The organism is Paenibacillus methanolicus (assembly GCF_008124765.1).
Classification (GTDB): Bacteria; Bacillota; Bacilli; order Paenibacillales; family Paenibacillaceae; genus Paenibacillus_Z; species Paenibacillus_Z methanolicus.
The window spans coordinates 116,984-133,032 of sequence record NZ_VNHS01000008.1 but is presented as its reverse complement, the minus strand read 5'-3'; the positions used below and the strand labels follow the sequence as shown (position 1 = coordinate 133,032).

At 56.7% G+C, this 16,049-nt stretch carries 15 protein-coding genes; 11 read left to right on the top strand and 4 right to left on the bottom strand.

Annotated elements, in window-relative coordinates; genetic code table 11:
* Positions 1 to 169 precede the first annotated feature (169 nt).
* From BCM02_RS20875 to BCM02_RS20855, 5 genes are all read left to right on the top strand, one after another.
* Positions 170 to 898, top strand: a complete 729-nt coding sequence (locus BCM02_RS20875; RefSeq protein ID WP_148931075.1) for an amino acid ABC transporter ATP-binding protein — start codon at positions 170 to 172, stop codon at positions 896 to 898.
* Between the two features lie 38 nt (positions 899 to 936).
* A complete protein-coding gene (locus BCM02_RS20870) occupies positions 937 to 1,821 on the top strand; it encodes a transporter substrate-binding domain-containing protein (protein WP_148931074.1) in 885 nt (294 codons plus the stop codon).
* A 9-nt stretch (positions 1,822 to 1,830) separates the two neighbouring features.
* Entirely contained in the window at positions 1,831 to 2,484 is a 654-nt protein-coding gene (locus tag BCM02_RS20865; protein ID WP_148931073.1) for an amino acid ABC transporter permease, read from the top strand.
* Positions 2,485 to 2,496: 12 nt separating this feature from the next.
* Complete coding sequence (locus BCM02_RS20860) at positions 2,497 to 3,150, top strand: amino acid ABC transporter permease (protein ID WP_148931072.1); 654 nt, start codon at positions 2,497 to 2,499, stop codon at positions 3,148 to 3,150.
* A 260-nt stretch (positions 3,151 to 3,410) separates the two neighbouring features.
* Positions 3,411 to 4,985: a GGDEF domain-containing protein gene (locus BCM02_RS20855; RefSeq protein ID WP_148931071.1), complete on the top strand. Its 1,575-nt coding sequence runs from the start codon at positions 3,411 to 3,413 to the stop codon at positions 4,983 to 4,985.
* A 77-nt stretch (positions 4,986 to 5,062) separates the two neighbouring features.
* Here BCM02_RS20855 and BCM02_RS20850 read toward each other — a convergent pair whose 3' ends face one another.
* Entirely contained in the window at positions 5,063 to 6,052 is a 990-nt protein-coding gene (locus BCM02_RS20850; RefSeq protein WP_187434335.1) for a hypothetical protein, read from the bottom strand.
* Between the two features lie 518 nt (positions 6,053 to 6,570).
* Positions 6,571 to 8,052 carry a methyl-accepting chemotaxis protein gene (locus BCM02_RS20845; protein ID WP_187434334.1) on the bottom strand — a complete coding sequence of 494 codons (1,482 nt, stop codon included), beginning with the start codon at positions 8,050 to 8,052 and terminating at the stop codon, positions 6,571 to 6,573.
* A gap of 209 nt (positions 8,053 to 8,261) precedes the next feature.
* Between BCM02_RS20845 and BCM02_RS20840 the strand changes: the two genes are divergently transcribed.
* On the top strand, positions 8,262 to 8,810 hold the full coding sequence (locus tag BCM02_RS20840) for a TraR/DksA C4-type zinc finger protein (RefSeq protein WP_148931069.1): 549 nt from the start codon (positions 8,262 to 8,264) through the stop codon (positions 8,808 to 8,810).
* Positions 8,811 to 8,974: 164 nt separating this feature from the next.
* Here the strand turns inward: BCM02_RS20840 and BCM02_RS20835 are convergent, their stop codons facing one another.
* Complete coding sequence (locus tag BCM02_RS20835) at positions 8,975 to 9,331, bottom strand: KGG domain-containing protein (protein ID WP_148931068.1); 357 nt, start codon at positions 9,329 to 9,331, stop codon at positions 8,975 to 8,977.
* A gap of 227 nt (positions 9,332 to 9,558) precedes the next feature.
* Between BCM02_RS20835 and BCM02_RS20830 the strand changes: the two genes are divergently transcribed.
* The 5 genes from BCM02_RS20830 to BCM02_RS20810 all read left to right on the top strand — a co-directional run bounded on the left by BCM02_RS20830 (position 9,559) and on the right by BCM02_RS20810 (position 14,533).
* Positions 9,559 to 10,011: a hypothetical protein gene (locus BCM02_RS20830; protein WP_148931067.1), complete on the top strand. Its 453-nt coding sequence runs from the start codon at positions 9,559 to 9,561 to the stop codon at positions 10,009 to 10,011.
* A 154-nt stretch (positions 10,012 to 10,165) separates the two neighbouring features.
* Entirely contained in the window at positions 10,166 to 11,401 is a 1,236-nt protein-coding gene (locus tag BCM02_RS20825; RefSeq protein ID WP_148931066.1) for a hypothetical protein, read from the top strand.
* 149 nt (positions 11,402 to 11,550) lie between these two features.
* Entirely contained in the window at positions 11,551 to 13,107 is a 1,557-nt protein-coding gene (locus BCM02_RS20820; RefSeq protein ID WP_148931065.1) for an ABC-F family ATP-binding cassette domain-containing protein, read from the top strand.
* 189 nt (positions 13,108 to 13,296) lie between these two features.
* Complete coding sequence (locus tag BCM02_RS20815; protein WP_148931064.1) at positions 13,297 to 13,560, top strand: hypothetical protein; 264 nt, start codon at positions 13,297 to 13,299, stop codon at positions 13,558 to 13,560.
* Between the two features lie 169 nt (positions 13,561 to 13,729).
* Positions 13,730 to 14,533: a helix-turn-helix domain-containing protein gene (locus BCM02_RS20810; protein WP_148931063.1), complete on the top strand. Its 804-nt coding sequence runs from the start codon at positions 13,730 to 13,732 to the stop codon at positions 14,531 to 14,533.
* 41 nt (positions 14,534 to 14,574) lie between these two features.
* On the opposite strand, the gene BCM02_RS20805 is transcribed toward BCM02_RS20810, so the two are convergent.
* Entirely contained in the window at positions 14,575 to 15,804 is a 1,230-nt protein-coding gene (locus tag BCM02_RS20805; protein ID WP_148931062.1) for a chitinase, read from the bottom strand.
* Positions 15,805 to 16,049: the final 245 nt, after the last annotated feature.

Genomic DNA, 16,049 nt, shown 5'->3' with positions numbered 1-16,049 from the left:
AACTGCGAAAGCCGCGCCTAGCGCGGCTTTTATGCGTTTGGTCGGCATGTGCGAAGCCTGACCGGCAATGTCATGCGGCCGAAAAAGGGACATGAAAGGCGACATTCGCTAATATACTTGCTCCTATACTCCGGTCAGAGAGCCACTGCCAACGAAGGAGGGATGCCATCTGATTACGTTTAAAGGGGTGAATAAGTACTTTGGCAGCCTGCACGTGCTGAAGGACATCGATCTGCACGTTGATCCGGGCGAAGTCGTCGTGGTCATCGGTCCGTCCGGCTCCGGCAAGAGCACGCTGCTGCGCTGCATGAACCGGCTGGAGACGGTTTCCGGCGGAGAGTTGACCGTGCTGGATATGGCGCTTGGCGGGCGGAAAGCGGATGTCAACCGACTTCGCCGCGACATCGGCATGGTGTTCCAGCATTTCAATCTGTATCCGCATCGAACCGTACTGGACAATATTACGCTGGCGCCCGTTCAGGTTCTCGGGCAGACGAAGTCGGAGGCGGAAGCGCATGCCCGTCATTTGCTGGCGAAAGTGGGCATACCGGAGAAAGCGGACGTCTTCCCCTCCCAGCTGTCGGGCGGGCAGCAGCAGCGCGTGGCGATCGCCAGAGGGCTCGCGATGAAGCCGAAGATCATGCTGTTCGACGAACCGACCTCGGCGCTGGATCCGGAGATGATCGGCGAGGTGCTCGGCGTCATGAAGCAGCTGGCGATGGAAGGCATGACGATGGTCGTCGTGACGCACGAGATGGGATTCGCGCGCGAGGTCGCGGATCGGGTCATCTTCATGGATGAGGGACGGATCGTAGAGGAGGGGGCGCCGGCGGCGTTCTTCGGCCAGCCGAAAGCGGAGCGGGCGAAGCTCTTTTTGAGCCGGGTGCTCAACCATTAAGCCAGACACGTTAATCGAACGACAGGGGGGTTCCAATCATGTTGAGATGGAGAAGCATCCGAATGCTCGGCGTCATGCTCGCCGCGATCATGCTCGTCGCGTCCGCGTGCGGAACGAAGAACGATAACGCGGGCGGAGAGAGCGGCGGCGCCAATGGCGGCAATGCCGCGAGAGGCGGGACGAACGCCGAAGCGCCGGCGGACGAAGGCGTGCTCAAGGAAATCAAGGAGCGTGGCAAGCTGGTCGTCGGCGTCAAGTTCGATACGAAGCTCTTTGGTTTGAAAGACCCCGGCAGCGGCGCGGTCGAGGGCTTCGACGTCGATATCGCCAAGCAGGTGGCCAAGAAAGTGCTGGGGGATGAAACGAAGCTGGAACTGAAGGAAGTCACGTCGAAGACGCGCATCCCGATGCTCAATAACGGCGAGATCGACCTGATCGTCGCGACGATGACGATCACGGATGAGCGCAAGAAGGAAGTCGACTTCTCCGACGTTTACTTCAAGGCGGGCCAATCGCTGCTCGTCAAGAAAGGCAGCGCGATCAAGGGTATTGAGGACGTGACAAAGGATTCGAAGGTGCTCGGCGTGAAAGGCGCGACTTCGATCAAGAATATCGAAGATAAGATTCCGGGCCTCAAAGTGCAGCAGTACGAGAACTATCAGGAAGCCTTCACCGCGCTGCGGGCCGGCAAGGGAGAGGCGCTCACGACCGATAACGCCATCTTGTACGGCATGACGAAGCAAGACGATAATTACGAAGTCGTCGGGGGGACGTTCACCGACGAGCCTTATGGTATCGCGATCAAGAAGGGCGAATCCGCGCTCGTCGCGCTCGTGAACGAAACGATCAAGGAGCTGCAGGCTAGCGGCGAATATGCCGCCATCTACGAGAAGTGGATCGGCGAGAAGCCGCCTGCGGAGTAGGGTTCGCCTATGCCGGACTTCACGGTGTTGACCGATCACTGGGAGACGTTCCTGCTCGGACTGCGCAACACGCTGCTGGCCAGCCTGCTGGCGCTCGTCGGCAGCTTCGCGGCCGGAACGCTGATCGCCGTCTTGCGGATATCGCATTGGCGCGCGCTTCGCTTCCTCGGCACGGTGTACGTGGAGGTGTTTCGCAATATCCCGCTGCTGCTCGTCGTATATGGCTTTTTCCTCGGCCTGCCCGCTTTGGGCATTGCGCTGAACGGATTCGTCTCCGGAACGCTAGGGCTCATCGTCTATACCTCCGCGTTCATCGCCGAAGCGGTCCGGGCAGGAATCCTGGCCGTGCCGAAGGGACAAATGGAAGCGGCGCGGTCATCGGGTCTCACGTATGCCCAGGCGATGAGACGCGTCGTGCTACCCCAAGCGGTGCGGATCGTCATCCCGCCGATGACGAACCAGTTTCTCAATCTGGTCAAAAATTCGTCCGTGCTCGGCGTCATCGCCGGCATGGACCTCATGTATTACGGCGATATCATTAACCTGGAGACGTACGACACCGTCGATACGTATCTGTTCGTCGCAATGTTCTATCTGGTGCTGACGCTGCCGCTCGCCTATACGTCCCGGCTGCTCGAGCGCAGACTGGCACGCGGCGGGTAAGGAGGGACGAAGGTGGATTTCAAGCAAGCTTATTCGGCCGACAACTTGATGTTCCTGCTCGAAGGCTTCGGTATGACGCTTCGGCTCGCCTTGCTCGCCATCGTGCTCAGCTTTATCGTCGGATTGTTGGTCGGCGTCGTTTGTTATGCGCGCATCCCGATCGTCTCCAAGCTGCTGGGCTTGCTCGTGGAAATGGTGCGCAATTTGCCGCTGCTGCTCATTATTTTCTTCGCCCGATACGGGCTGCCCGAATTCGGCATACAGCTGAACCTGTTCTGGGCCGCCATCTTGGCCCTCACCGTCTTCGAAGCGGCGATGATCGCCGAGATCGTGAGAAGCGGTCTGAGGTCCGTGGACCGGGGGCTGGTGGAGGCTTCTCGGGCTTCGGGGCTTGGCGCCGTTCAGACGCTTCGGCACGTCGTGCTCCCGATCGGCCTGAGGCGGATGGTGCCGCCGCTCGTCAGCCAGTTCATCTCGCTGCTGAAGGACACGTCGCTCACGGTCATTATTAGCTTGGCCGAGCTGACGCATAACGCCAACATTATTATGGGGCAGAATATTAACATCGTCATGCCGACTTTGCTGCTCGTGGCGGCGCTCTATTTCGTCGTCAACTATGCCCTATCGCTGGCGGCGCGGAGGCTGGAAGTACGGCGGCATGCCTAGCGGATGGCCGACTGCGAACGCAGCATGTACAATCCTTACACAGCGCCGCAAGGCGCTTTTTCCTGTTTCACGCAACCTCATTCGGTCCAGTTACGTTTATAGAGGTAGCATGCGTGTCGGTTAAGATCGAAATGGAAGAACGGGAAACGCGCCCGTAAATTTTTTTGTAAGAGAATGGCGGAACGTGTTAGAATGAACCGACAGCTACAACTAGTTCGGAATACCTAGTCAATCTATGACTGCAACGAGGGCTGCGCATTATGAATGAAATATCGCTCGATTTTTTGACGATACTGCTTCCGTCTTATGTCTATTTTTATATGGCGATCACGCTGTACGTCCGCAACCGCAAGAGTCCGCACAACCGCGTCGCATCGCTGCTCATGTTGTCGCTGCTCTCTTATTTCATGGGGGAATATATTAAATCGACCTTGTATAATGCTTACGAGGTGCCGATCGTCCTCTACTGGAACGCGCCGATGCTGCTGTTGACGATCAGCCTGCTCATCCATCTTTGCCTGCAGATCAGCGGCACGCTTAGCAAACTGGCCCGATGGCTAATACCGGCCGTTTACGGCCTGCCGTTTACGCTATACGCGACGCTGCTCGCCTCATATGCCGATCGGGCGTTGTATAACCCCGAGGTTACAGGCGGAGGCAGTCCGCTGCATCCGCTCATTCTGGCGCTGGCCGTCTCGTTCGTCGGCGGCTATATTTTATCCTCCGTCCTCATCTTGACGATCGGTTGGCGCCGTTCGCGCAATCCGAGGCAGCGCAAGGTGCTCCAATTGCTGCTGCTCAGCTTGATGACGATGTTCGGCTGGTTCGTGCTGGTGACCGTCTTGCTGCAATATGGCATCACGACAAGTCCTGAATCGATGGCGTTGTACTTCTCCGGCTGTCTGCTGTGGGTTCTCGCGTTGCGAACTATCGTGAACAAATACGATTTTCTCCCGGACTACAGGCAGTTGTTCCATACGCTGTTCGAATCGGGTCCGAACGCGATTATTTTGCTGGACAAGCTGGGGGCGGTCAAAGAAATGAATCCCCGCGCGGCCATCCTGTTCGGCTCCGAGCGCGAAGCGGCGGACCCCGCGAGTTCCCTGCGCTTCGAAGACGGCACCACGCTGCGGGAGCGGATGCAAGACCGCAAGTCCGGCAAGCGTCCGCAGGTCGACGGAGAGCTACGCATCGAGACGCCGGAAGGCGGACGAACCGAGTTTCTCGTCCATGCGGACGTGCTGCAGGGCATCGACGAAGAACTGCTCGTGCTGCATTTGACGGACGTGACCCGGCTGAAGGAAGCTGAACGCCGCTTGGCGGAATCCGAGCAGCGGTACCGTCAGTTGGCTCATCACGACACGTTAACCGGACTGCATAACCGGATGGCGATCAATGAGGAAGCGGACAACCTCATGAAGCGCGGACGGCGGTTCGCGCTCGTACTGATCGATTTGGATAACTTCAAATGGATCAACGACACGTTCGGCCACGTGGCGGGCGATAATTTTCTCGTCCATATCTCCTCCTGCTTGCGGCGCGCGTCCGGCCCGAACGACATGCTCGGTCGCCTGGGCGGCGACGAGTTTATTATTTTAATCCCGGACCCGGTTCGGACGGAAGCGCTGTTAGGCGATATCTCCGTCCGGCTCGGACCGCTCGGACAACAGCCTTTCCAGATCGGTCAGGAGCGGATTACGATCTCGTACAGCGCCGGCGTCAGCGAGTTTCCATCGGATGGCATGTCGTTAACGGATCTACTGCGAGGCGCGGATGAGGCCATGTACCGGGTGAAGCGTAACGGCAAGAACGGCATATCGGTCTATGCGTCGTAACGTATTGGCGAGGAATAGAAACGAAGCGGCTTTGCAGGACAACCTGCGAAGCCGCTTTTTCATGCGGGAAGCGGAGACTACGCGCCCAAAATATTGCCCGGCTGACCCATCCAAATATAGATCGCCATCATGGCGAACAGCAGGAAACAGAAGTTGACGGCGACGAACAGGCAGCGCATCGCAAGCGAACGGTGAAAGTTGAACAGCGTCTGCCAGTTGCCGCTGCCTTCGATAATGAAGAGCAGGAAGAGGGTGTGCAGGATCGTATGGCCGACGACCTCCGTCTCGCCGAACACCGAAGCGGTGAACAGGAAAATACCGGTGACGAGCAGAGCGGTAAAGCGGTTCATGAGGCCGACGATGAATGCCCAGGCTAACCCGAGCTCTACGAAGGCGGAGATCAGGACGAAATCTTCTACCGTAAATCCCATCGTCGGCAGCCCGTAGTCGTGCATGACGGTGCAGGCGAGCTTGGCGAGCGTCAGCTTCTCCATCGCGAGCCAAGCGAGCGACAGACCGGTGAAAACGTACATCACGTGCGTGCCGGAGCGATTCCACTTGGTGTTGGCGGTGACGAGACAATAAATGATGCCGACGTAGAACATATAGTCCAGACTGTGGAATAAACCGTAGACCGTAATCGTTCGGATGTACAAGAAGGCGAGCGCGGCGCCGCTGACAGAAAGCAGTTTCTTGTGGACAAGCCCGGCAATGGCCGCGATCAACAAGACGTACAGCCACCAGGAGTCCAGCGGGAATTCGGGCGCCAAGTACGTGCCTGTGAGCAGCTGCAGCACGAGACCGATACCGAGACCGATGCGCAGAATGCCCATTTTGTAAGGCACGAACCGGTTCAGAAAGCCGTGCAACCTACGTACGACCGGAACGCGGTCAAGCGGCCCCGCCAAGACGGAGCAGAGCAGTAGACCCGCGATCGTCAGACCGAACCAATACAGGAAGCCATTGGTGAGCACCTTCGACATCGGCTGAGGCGTCCAGGAGAAATCGTCGATGAACCATTTGACGTGCGCGTACATCGCGCTCCACTTCGGGAGCGTTGAAACCATCAATGAATCACCTCCTTTGCTGGCACGGAGGTTACGCGTACAGGTAGTTGAATGTGAGATAGGTGGCGATACAAGCGGCATTAGGGGAGATAAGGCATGAAAAGGGCAGGCACAAGGAACGATCGTACCGGACCATGCCGTCTTGGTGCCGTTGTTCGGTCAACAAAGCTTACATCCAATGCGCGCGTGGTACGAGTAACCGGGTTGTGCGAAGTGATACAGCCGAGTAGCGAAATAATCGTATCACATCAAAATTGAAATGTAATCGACATTAGCGGAAAAAATGACAAAATAACGTCTGAGTGACATAAATAATAGAAAAGTGTAAAAATTGTTAATTGTAAATAAATTGGAAATTAAATCGGGAAATAGGGGCTTGAAAGCGAATGCTCCCATAGTACCACATGTCCGCTGGCTTGAACATGCATGTAGACGCGCACGGTAAATCGTAAATGGTACAAGAAAAAACCTTTTCCTGAACGCGCTTAAGCTGTTCAGGAAAGGTTCTTTGGCCGGCATTAACCGATATTTTGCAGCGTACGATTGACTTCGCTAATGCTGTCTGTCGTTCGTTCATTGCCTCGCAGCAAATTCTCGACCGTCGCAAGCAGCTCCTGCAGCGAAGCGCTGGCCTGTTCGGCGGCAGCGGCAAGATGACCGGTCGACGATTTGATCGCATCGACGGAATCCGTCATCTGCGCCATATGATCGCCGTAGCCGTCCGAAATCCGGTTCAGATTCGCGATGGCGCGATCGATGCTCTCGAAGGCGGATTTGGTATTGTTCGACATGGCGTAGCTTTGTTCCATCTGAACCGATACCTGCTCCATCCGTCCAAGCGTCGCGTTCGACTGCAGGGAGAAGGCGTTCAGCCGGCTGGAGATTTCATCCGCGGCGCCGCCCGCCATATCGGCAAGCTTGCGGATCTCCGAGGCGACGACGGCGAATCCCTGGCCGTGCTCGCCCGCGCGGGCCGCTTCGATGCTCGCGTTGAGCGACAGCAGATTGGTCTGGCTGGCGATTTCCTTGATGGTTTCGCTAAATTGGCTGGTCTGCGCGAGCTGGCGAATTAATTCGCCGAATTCCGCGGTCATGGCATCGGTGTCGGCTTTGAAGCGGGTGAGCGTGTCGAGAAGCTGCGCCATCTGTTCCTGTCCCGACTTCGACAGCTCGCCGGTGCTCCACGCCTCTTGACGAAGCGTCGCGCTCGAATCGGCGATCGAACGCGTCATGCCGGCCAGGCCGCTCACTTTGTCGTCAATCTCGACCGTGGCTTCCATCTGGACGGCCGATCCGGATGCGATCTGCTGGAAGGCGTGCGACATTTCTTGGAACGACGACATATTCTGGCTGCTGTTCGCCGATATGTCGCCCATGTTAAGCGAGAGCTTCTTAACGAATCCGATGAGCTCGTCCTTCTGCGCCTGCTGCGCCGCGAGCAGCTGCTCGGTCTCGGCGCGGGAAGCCTCAATCTCCTTCATGACGAAGTTCGATACCCGCAGCAGCGAGAAGAACAGGATGTTCAGCAGCAGATAATACACGACATAGGCGCTTGCGGCATCGTGGTCATCCGTTTGGGAGATGAGGTATATAAGGATGCCGAGTCCCCAGCTGCTTACGCCGGCTGTGAGCGGCAGGCGCATGTAAATTAGAGACATCATGATCGCGTAGTAGATCAGGAAGACATTATTCAAGTCCGGCGTGGCGATCATCAAGTAAGTGGAACTGATCAAAGTTCCCGCGATCGCGTAATACCCAATGACTCGAATGCCTTTGCGTAAATAATGCATGATGCCGAATATCGTCGTATTCACGAGCGAAATGCCGATCGTGATCATGCTGGAAGCGGTAATGGAATCCAGCGCGAACACGGACATGAGCGAGAGGGCGGCTACGATCAGGAGCGCGACGAGCACGACTTTATTGCGGCGGATCAAATCCCGTTCGCGCGAATCGTAGCCGGCGTCACGCGTTTTCCGTGGCTGCGGAGCGTCTTGCATGGTTGTCTTTACCTTCTTTCTGGTTGTAAGTATGGATATTTGGTTAGGAAAGGCTGATAGATTCGACACCATGTTTATTATCGGCAGTAGAACGCTTTTCTTTTATGCGAAGGAAAAAAGTGGAATAGCCGCCTTCGCGTTATCCGCTTGCTTCAATCGCCCGTTCGGACGGGTAATGAAGTCCAAGCTAGAAAAGGGAGGGAAGCTGGATGCCGAATACGGAATTGACCCCAAGCCAGCTCGAGGCGTTGCGCGGATTGCTCGAAGAGGAACGAGAGCGGTTGAACGCTCATTTTGAAGACGGAGCGGCGGATAGCGGCTTGCGGGGGGCGAACGAGACCGAATCGGTCGGCGAGTTGTCCGCTTACGATAATCATCCGGGCGATCTGGGTACGGAGACGTTCGAACGGGAGCGGGATATGGCCATTGACGATAACTTTCGTCAGAAGCTGGCGGAGATCGAAGCGGCGCTTGACCGGCTGGAGAGCGAGGAATACGGCTTGTGCGACCTATGCGGAAAGCCGATACGGTACGAGCGTCTCGAAGCGCTGCCCGCAACCACGCGATGCGTCACGCATGCGTCGGCCGGACCGGAGGACGGAAGCGGAACGGATGCCCGCGCTTCGGTATCCCAACTGAACGCGGATGAAGAGCGGACAAGGCAGGCGGCCCGTTTCGACGACGCCGGAGCATGGGAGCGGCTGGAAGCATACGGAAACGCGAGCGATACGGTTACTACCGGCAACACGCGGAAGTAAATAGGGCGATCCTGGCGCCGGACATGGCGAAGGATCGCTTTTTGTCGAGCGCCGTTTCCCGATGTCAGCCCAATAGAAAGAAGAGCGACCGGGAGGTTCGCTCTTCTTTGCGATCTATTCTGGCGTTGGCATGAACAATCGTGTCATGCGCTAGCCGAGATGGTTTAGCTGTTGTCGTTGTTGTTGCGGGATCTCGCTTCTCCGCCTTTGCGTCCTGCTTCTTCGCGGCTCATTTTGCCATCTTGGCCGTCATCGCTATCGCGTCCGCGACTGTCGTCGCTGCGGGACTCGCCGCCTTTACGCCCGATTTCTTGATAGAATTCCTTGTCGTGGCTGCGGGATGTCGCTTCGCCGCCCTTCTCGCCGATCTCCTGATAGAACTCTTTATCATGCGTGCGGGAAGTTTCCTCGCCGCCTTTGCGGCCGATTTCTTGATAGAATTCCTTGTCATGACTGCGCGCTGTTGCTTCTCCACCCATGCGTCCTGCTTCTTCACGGCTCATTTTGTCGTTGTTTGCCATTACGAATCACTCCTTAGTGGGTTTTGTGTGCTTGCTACATGTTCTCTTTACCCTTGTCCGCTTTGTCAAAACGTCTTTTGAATGAAATAGTAAGGTTTTCCTAGGTCCTTCGTCATGCTTGTTTGGTGGGGCATGCTCTATCGGAATGCCGCCGTTTTGTGCTACCACAAGCCATCGGCATCGTATATAATAGATGCATCTTCGAGGAAAAGACAGGTGAGGGGATATTGGAGAAGGCGATCGCGGAGCGCCTCGTTCGGCGCCTGCTTGAGGCATCCGGAAGCACGGCCAATGTCATATTGAAAGGCAGCTTTCCCGGAGGCCGAATGATCGGTGGCAAATACAGCTTGTCGACGCACACGATCACGATGTATCTGACCGAGATCGCAAGCCAATGCGTGCAGTTGTTCGGCTCGGACGAGCAGCTGGCCGACTATTTCGAGGTGGTGCTTGCGCATGAACTCGGTCATGCCGAAGATCCTCGCTTGCCGGAACTCGCCCGAATCCTCGAGCAGAACAAGGCGGCAATGGAGTCGGCGAGAACGGCGCTGCTCATCGAAGAGAACGCTTGGTCATACGCCATTCAGCTATTGCCTCATGCCGAGCCGGCTTTCGTCGACCGCATAGTCGAGCACTCGCTGGCCGGTTATTTCGAGGCGATAGTACAGGCATCCGCCTGAATCGATAGAGAGCGTCTGCTGCCGGCAGACGCTTATTTGCGCTAGTGCGCATGCAGGCAGTCGGAATGAACCGACTTCAAGCGTTGGGTATAGACTTATTAAAATGGGGCGCTGCGGCCGGAAGGCGGGACCTCATCGCCGAGGTGGTAGACAGATGATAGCGGAGCGCATCGAAGCGGTTCGGGAAGCGGCGGATCGCCGCTGCGAGCTGCTCGCGATTCAATATGTTGGGGCGGGGCAGGCGTCCGGTTGGGAGACGGAACCGGCGGAAGAGCGGCAGGAACGAGAACTCGCCGAGCTGCTCGCCATGCTGGATCCGCGTTGGGACGCGATTTCGCGCAAGCCTCCGGCCAAAATCCGACAAAGTAACGTATGGCGGACCGCCCGTGCGGTCCCCGGGGGCTTGCTGCTGATTTCGGCAACCGAAGCGGATTTGTTCGGCATCACGCCGGCCTCGCCGGCAGCCAAGCGATTCGTTCGGCTCCTTGCGGCTTCCGGAGACCCGGTCGAATTGCGCCGAGAGACGAACGCCTTGCCGGAACAGGCCGTCTTGGCGTACGGGACGTGGCTGGCGCAGGCGGCGGATCGCGAGCGAGGCGTTCGCGTCTGGCTAGCTTCGCCGAACGGCGAATTCGAGCAGGCCGAATTGACCGGCGAACGCGTGCAAGCCGCGTGCGCGCATATATCGCAAGTGGACGAATCGAGCGAGCGGATCGCGATAACGGGCGTGCTGACGCATTGGGACGCAGCCAAACGGTCGTATCGGATCGAATCGGAAGGGGCCGAGTTTGCCGGTCGCGCGGATCGCAAGCTCAAGAGTTTGCTGCAAGAGCTGGAGGCAAGCGGCAAGCAACCGCCGCTGCGGGCGGAGGCGGTTATTGAACGCCGAACGGCAGTCCGTCCGATAACGGGGAGCCGAATTACGGCCGACTGGCTGATGGAATTGGACACTGATATCGGCGCGGATCCATCGGAGACCTTGTACGCGTTGGAAGACGTCGCAAGACGAATTCGAACGCTGTTAGAGAGCGACGACGCCGGCTTCGGCGGATTAGGTTTGACGGAAGACGAATTCGCGCAATATGCAGCTCAGCTTGCCGAACTCCGAGCCGGCAATCCGCTTAAAGGCGCGCTTCGCTATCTGGATCGGCAGGATGCCTCGCAAGCCGCCGAGCTTATGAGCGAAGGACGCGCGATCGCGAGATGGATCGAATGCTTGAACAGCTCCGCCGCCGCGCTGGACGATATGGATACCGCGCCGGCGGCGCGATCGAAGATAGCCGGCCGGCTTTCAAGAGCGGCGGCCGCCGCCTACCCCGATCTCGTAGCCTTGCGCTTGCGCCTGGAACGAATGGCCACGTCGATGCGGCAAGCGTTGGAGAAGTTATGAGCATAGTATGCCGGTCATGGCGCCCAAAATCCGTTTGGCGCATTGAGTTGACGCGCCCTAGCTTGTATAATAAGGCGAGAAATCAGACTAAAAAGTACGAGTTCAAAAATCGACATTTTTGAACAACTCTAAAAGAAAAGGTGTCATACATGAGCATTTTAAACGTAGAGCGGCTCAGCCACGGCTTCGGCGACCGCGCGATTTTTAACGACGTTTCGTTCCGCCTCCTGAAAGGCGAGCATATCGGCTTGATCGGCGCGAACGGCGAAGGCAAATCCACCTTCATGAACATTATTACGGGCAAGCTGCAGCCGGACGACGGGAAGGTCGAATGGTCCAAGCGGATGCGCGTCGGCTACCTGGACCAGCATGCGGTGCTGAGCAAGGGCATGACGATCCGCGACGTGCTGAAGGGCGCCTTCCAATACTTGTTTGACATGGAGCAGGAAATGAACGATATGTACGGCCGCATGGGCGAAGTAAGCCCGGAAGAACTGGAGCGGCTGCTGGAAGACGTTGGCACGATTCAAGACACGCTGACCAACCAGGATTTCTACATGATCGACTCTAAGGTCGAGGAGACGGCGCGCGGTCTAGGCTTGACCGATATCGGCCTGGACAAGGACGTTCACGATCTCAGCGGCGGCCAGCGGACCAAGGTGCTTCTGGCGAAGCTTCTTCTCGAGAAGCCGGACATTCTGCTGCTTGACGAGCCGACCAACTATCTGGATGAAGTACACATCGAATGGCTGAAGCGCTATTTGCAGGAGTACGAGAACGCGTTTATTCTCATCTCCCATGATATTCCTTTCCTGAATAGCGTCATCAACCTGATCTACCATATGGAAAATCAAGAGTTGAACCGTTACGTCGGCGATTACGACCACTTCCTCAAAGTGCATGAGATGAAGAAGCAGCAGCTTGAATCCGCCTACAAGCGGCAGCAGCAGGAAATCGCGGACCTGAAGGATTTCGTCGCGCGGAACAAGGCGAGCGTGGCGACACGCAACATGGCGATGTCCCGTCAGAAGAAGCTCGACAAGATGGATGTCATCGAGCTGGCGAAAGAGAAGCCGAAACCGCAGTTTAACTTCAAGGACGCCCGCACGAGCGGCAAGCTTATTTTCGAAACCAACCAGCTCGTCATCGGCTACGACAGCCCGCTGTCGAGACCGCTCGATCTGCGCATGGAACGCGGGCAGAAGATCGCGCTCGTCGGCGCGAACGGCATCGGCAAGACGACGCTGCTGCGCAGCATCCTGGGCGAGATTCCGGCGCTGTCGGGCTCGGTTCAGCTAGGCGAAACGCTGCATATCGGCTACTTCCAGCAAGAGATGAAGGAAGCGAACTACAACACGTGCATCGACGAGATATGGAACGAGTTCCCGTCGTTGAACCAGTTCGAAGTTCGCGCGGCGCTTGCCAAGTGCGGTCTGACGACGAAGCATATCGAGAGCAAGGTCGCCGTGCTCAGCGGCGGCGAGAAAGCCAAAGTTCGCCTGTGCAAGCTGATCAACCGCGAGACGAATTTGCTCGTGCTCGACGAGCCGACGAATCACTTGGACGTCGACGCGAAAGACGAGCTGAAGCGCGCGCTGAAAGCATACAAGGGAAGCATTTTGCTCATCTCCCACGAACCGGAATTTTACCGCGACGTGGTTACGGATACGTGGAACTGCGAATCCTGGACGACGAAGGTGTTTTAAGACGACGCGCGAACGGGGCAGATTTATAACCAAGGCAGCCAATGGCTGCCTTGGTTTTTTTGAGAACGGAATGCAAGGGGGAAACGCGAAGGAATATTTCCGGAATTACCCAGCCTGATGCAGGGAAAAGCAGGCCCCGCGGAGAATGGAATAAACAGGATGTCAGAAAACTCTGCGAGGAGTGATCATGTGGATCAAGAAGGAAAAGTTCTCGTTATTGACCAGATGGATCTTAGAAACATCCGCTATCTCATCGCAAGCCGTAATCAGTCGCTGCTTATGGCGCTAATCACGGAAGCCGACGTGCATGCCATCAATTTAGAGGGGGTCGACGAGGTGCGAATCGTGCCGGATCGACTGGAACGCGAGCACGAGCTGCTTCGGGACGATATCCGCGTCACGCTTCACCATTATCACCGCAACAAGTCGGAATGGACCGCGACCGCTCATTAAGAGCGGTTTTTTTTATAGGAAAGTAAAAGTTTCAGAATCCATCGATCGCAGAAAATGTTGTCAAATGGCTTCCGTTCTTATGAAAAATATGGTAGATTAATGAACGAGAACATTTGTTCTGATTACTGCATGCCGTGCGCTTTGCCAGCGCGCCGCTCATGCAATGAGGATGGTGCCCCGCGTGTTGGACCGGTTTCCGGAAATTGAAGAGGTTGTCGCGTTTATTCATGACCACATCGACGAACCGCTCCCGCTCGAGAGGCTTGCCCGCGTCGCGGCATATAGCCCTTATCACTTTACGCGAATATTCAAGGAGAGAGTAGGACTTCCACCGTTATATTACGTCTCGTCGCATCGTCTAAGCCGCGCGAAGGAGCTGCTGCTAACAACGAAATTAAGCATACGCGATATTGGACTCGAGATCGGTCAACAGAGCTTGGGCACCTTCACTTCCAGGTTCACCGAACGTGTCGGTATGACGCCTGCTCAGTTTCGGACTTGCGGCGAAGAAGCGGACGGCAGCCTGCGTCATCTGCGAAAACTTGGGGATTGGCGAGTTCCCGGTACTCCGCCGAACGGTCGGCAGCAAGTCGAAGGGCGCATTGCAGCCGATACGCCGTTTGAAGGGGTTGTGCTGATCGGCTTGTTCGCCAAGCCGATTCCGGAAGGGCTGCCGATCTTCGGGACGATCATTCCGGCGTTGGGCGGCTTCCGGATTACCGACGTGAAGCCTGGCGTTTATTATCTAATGGCGACCGCGGTCGCGTGGGAGATGGGCGCGAAGGAAGCGCTGCTGCCGCGCGCTACGCTTCGCTCCCGCACCCGAATTCCGATTATCGTCGAATCCGGCAGCGAAGTGCCGTACCAGGAAGTGACGTTATACGATCCGAGGCTGGACGACCCGCCCATTCTCATCTCGCTGCCGCTGCTCATGCAGCGGTTCTTGAGCAGCATGGCGCGTCATAGCAGGTAGCGCGTGGGGCAAACAACCGGTTTATGGACATTCCGCTTTGTTTAGAAAGGCTGCATGCCAAGCGTATCGATTTTCTCGCCCGTTACGTCGACGCCCATCTTGGCGGTGATTTCTCTGTAGTGGCCGCTACGCCGTTTGACCGGGCTTCCGTCAACTTCGCCCAAGTTCGCTTCGAGACCGTTAAGCACCATCGTCGACACGCCGAAGCCGGGCTGCCAGAGTCCTTTGGCCTTGTGCTCGGGAGCAGGCTTCCATTTGCCAACCATGACGTCATGTCCGGAAGGCTTTGGCGTTTGCGGCGTCATCCAGAATAGAATCGCGGTCATGTAGCCGATCTTTCCGTCCGCGGCGACGATCTCCGGGTTCCTAAGAAGCACGTTTTTGTCACCATAGATTATCGAGCTGAACAATCCGTAATTGAAATTCCAGCTGAGCATGATCGGCCCGCGTCCATAATAGCGTTTGCCTTCATGGCCGGGGTAGAGCGCGCTGCTGTTTTTATCCACGAACGGGTCCATGTTTTTGCCGGTTCGACCGGCGATATTTTCGTTCCAGAACAAGCCCCAGCGCAGCGGTCCTCCGGGAGCGGCGTCCCAGCCTCCGCCGGTTTCGTGCGACAGATGGGCGAGGAAGGCGGCCAGCTCGCGTTTGCGGTCTTTGGCGAAGCCTTCCTTCAGGAATGTGCCGAAGTCGACGATTTCGGTTCGTATGATTTGCTTTTTGTTCGATGCCGAGTAGAAGTCGTCTGCCCGCGAGACGAGCGTTTCGACTTTGGCTTCTTTGTCCAACCGCAATATTTCCTGCGCGTTCGACCCGGCCCTCGTGTTGATCTTCAATTTCAAGTTAGCTGCTTCGGTAACCGCCGCGATGAGATTGTCATAGGAGAAATAGTCGGCTTGGTTCGCCTTGTAATACTCTTTTCCCTCCGCGGCGGAGAACCATTGCGCCGATCCAAGACGGTAAGGAAATAGAGCCTCGAAGTCATCCTCCGGCAGCAGCGTTTTGACGGTATCGACCGCTTGGGCCGCGCCGTACTCCGCATCGATGCCGTCCCATTCTTTGCGAATTTCCTTCTTGCTTAGTACCCGGTTCTCGCCGATGAGCAGCGAGCTTCCTTTGTTCGCATGATGCGGATTGGCGACGGTTCCCGATGCCGACGCAGCATGGTCGGCTGCAGCGGCGAGCGGCGACGTCAGAAGGGCCAAGCCAAGGGTCACGGGGACGGCGCGTTGAACGAACCTGCTTCGATATGCAACACTCCATTTACTCATCGCAATTCTCCTTTTCATACAGAAAATTTGTAATCCAAACTAATTATTAGGAAACGGTGAAGGTTTGTATATAGTCTAGGGCGCCTGCTTCCAACAAAGCCGAGAACAGGCGGATGGAGCGGACTGGCGTCGAACGAAAGCGTTTTCATTTCGTGGCCGTCATAAGGCCTACGTTAATGGTGTAAAACGATGGGAAGGAATGGCGAAAAGGGGAGGCGCCTGAGTCTGGCTGTCCATTTATTGAC

Excerpts from the sequence above, each read along its gene's own strand:
- BCM02_RS20850 (WP_187434335.1), bottom strand. The coding sequence starts at position 6,052 with ATGGTTTCAACGCTCCCGAAGTGGAGCGCGATGTACGCGCACGTCAAA.
- BCM02_RS20810 (WP_148931063.1), top strand. The coding sequence starts at position 13,730 with ATGGTGCCCCGCGTGTTGGACCGGTTTCCGGAAATTGAAGAGGTTGTC.
- BCM02_RS20805 (WP_148931062.1), bottom strand. The coding sequence starts at position 15,804 with ATGAGTAAATGGAGTGTTGCATATCGAAGCAGGTTCGTTCAACGCGCC.
- BCM02_RS20820 (WP_148931065.1), top strand. The coding sequence starts at position 11,551 with ATGAGCATTTTAAACGTAGAGCGGCTCAGCCACGGCTTCGGCGACCGC.
- BCM02_RS20870 (WP_148931074.1), top strand. The coding sequence starts at position 937 with ATGTTGAGATGGAGAAGCATCCGAATGCTCGGCGTCATGCTCGCCGCG.
- BCM02_RS20855 (WP_148931071.1), top strand. The coding sequence starts at position 3,411 with ATGAATGAAATATCGCTCGATTTTTTGACGATACTGCTTCCGTCTTAT.
- BCM02_RS20835 (WP_148931068.1), bottom strand. The coding sequence starts at position 9,331 with ATGGCAAACAACGACAAAATGAGCCGTGAAGAAGCAGGACGCATGGGT.
- BCM02_RS20825 (WP_148931066.1), top strand. The coding sequence starts at position 10,166 with ATGATAGCGGAGCGCATCGAAGCGGTTCGGGAAGCGGCGGATCGCCGC.
- BCM02_RS20845 (WP_187434334.1), bottom strand. The coding sequence starts at position 8,052 with ATGCAAGACGCTCCGCAGCCACGGAAAACGCGTGACGCCGGCTACGAT.
- BCM02_RS20865 (WP_148931073.1), top strand. The coding sequence starts at position 1,831 with ATGCCGGACTTCACGGTGTTGACCGATCACTGGGAGACGTTCCTGCTC.
- BCM02_RS20840 (WP_148931069.1), top strand. The coding sequence starts at position 8,262 with ATGCCGAATACGGAATTGACCCCAAGCCAGCTCGAGGCGTTGCGCGGA.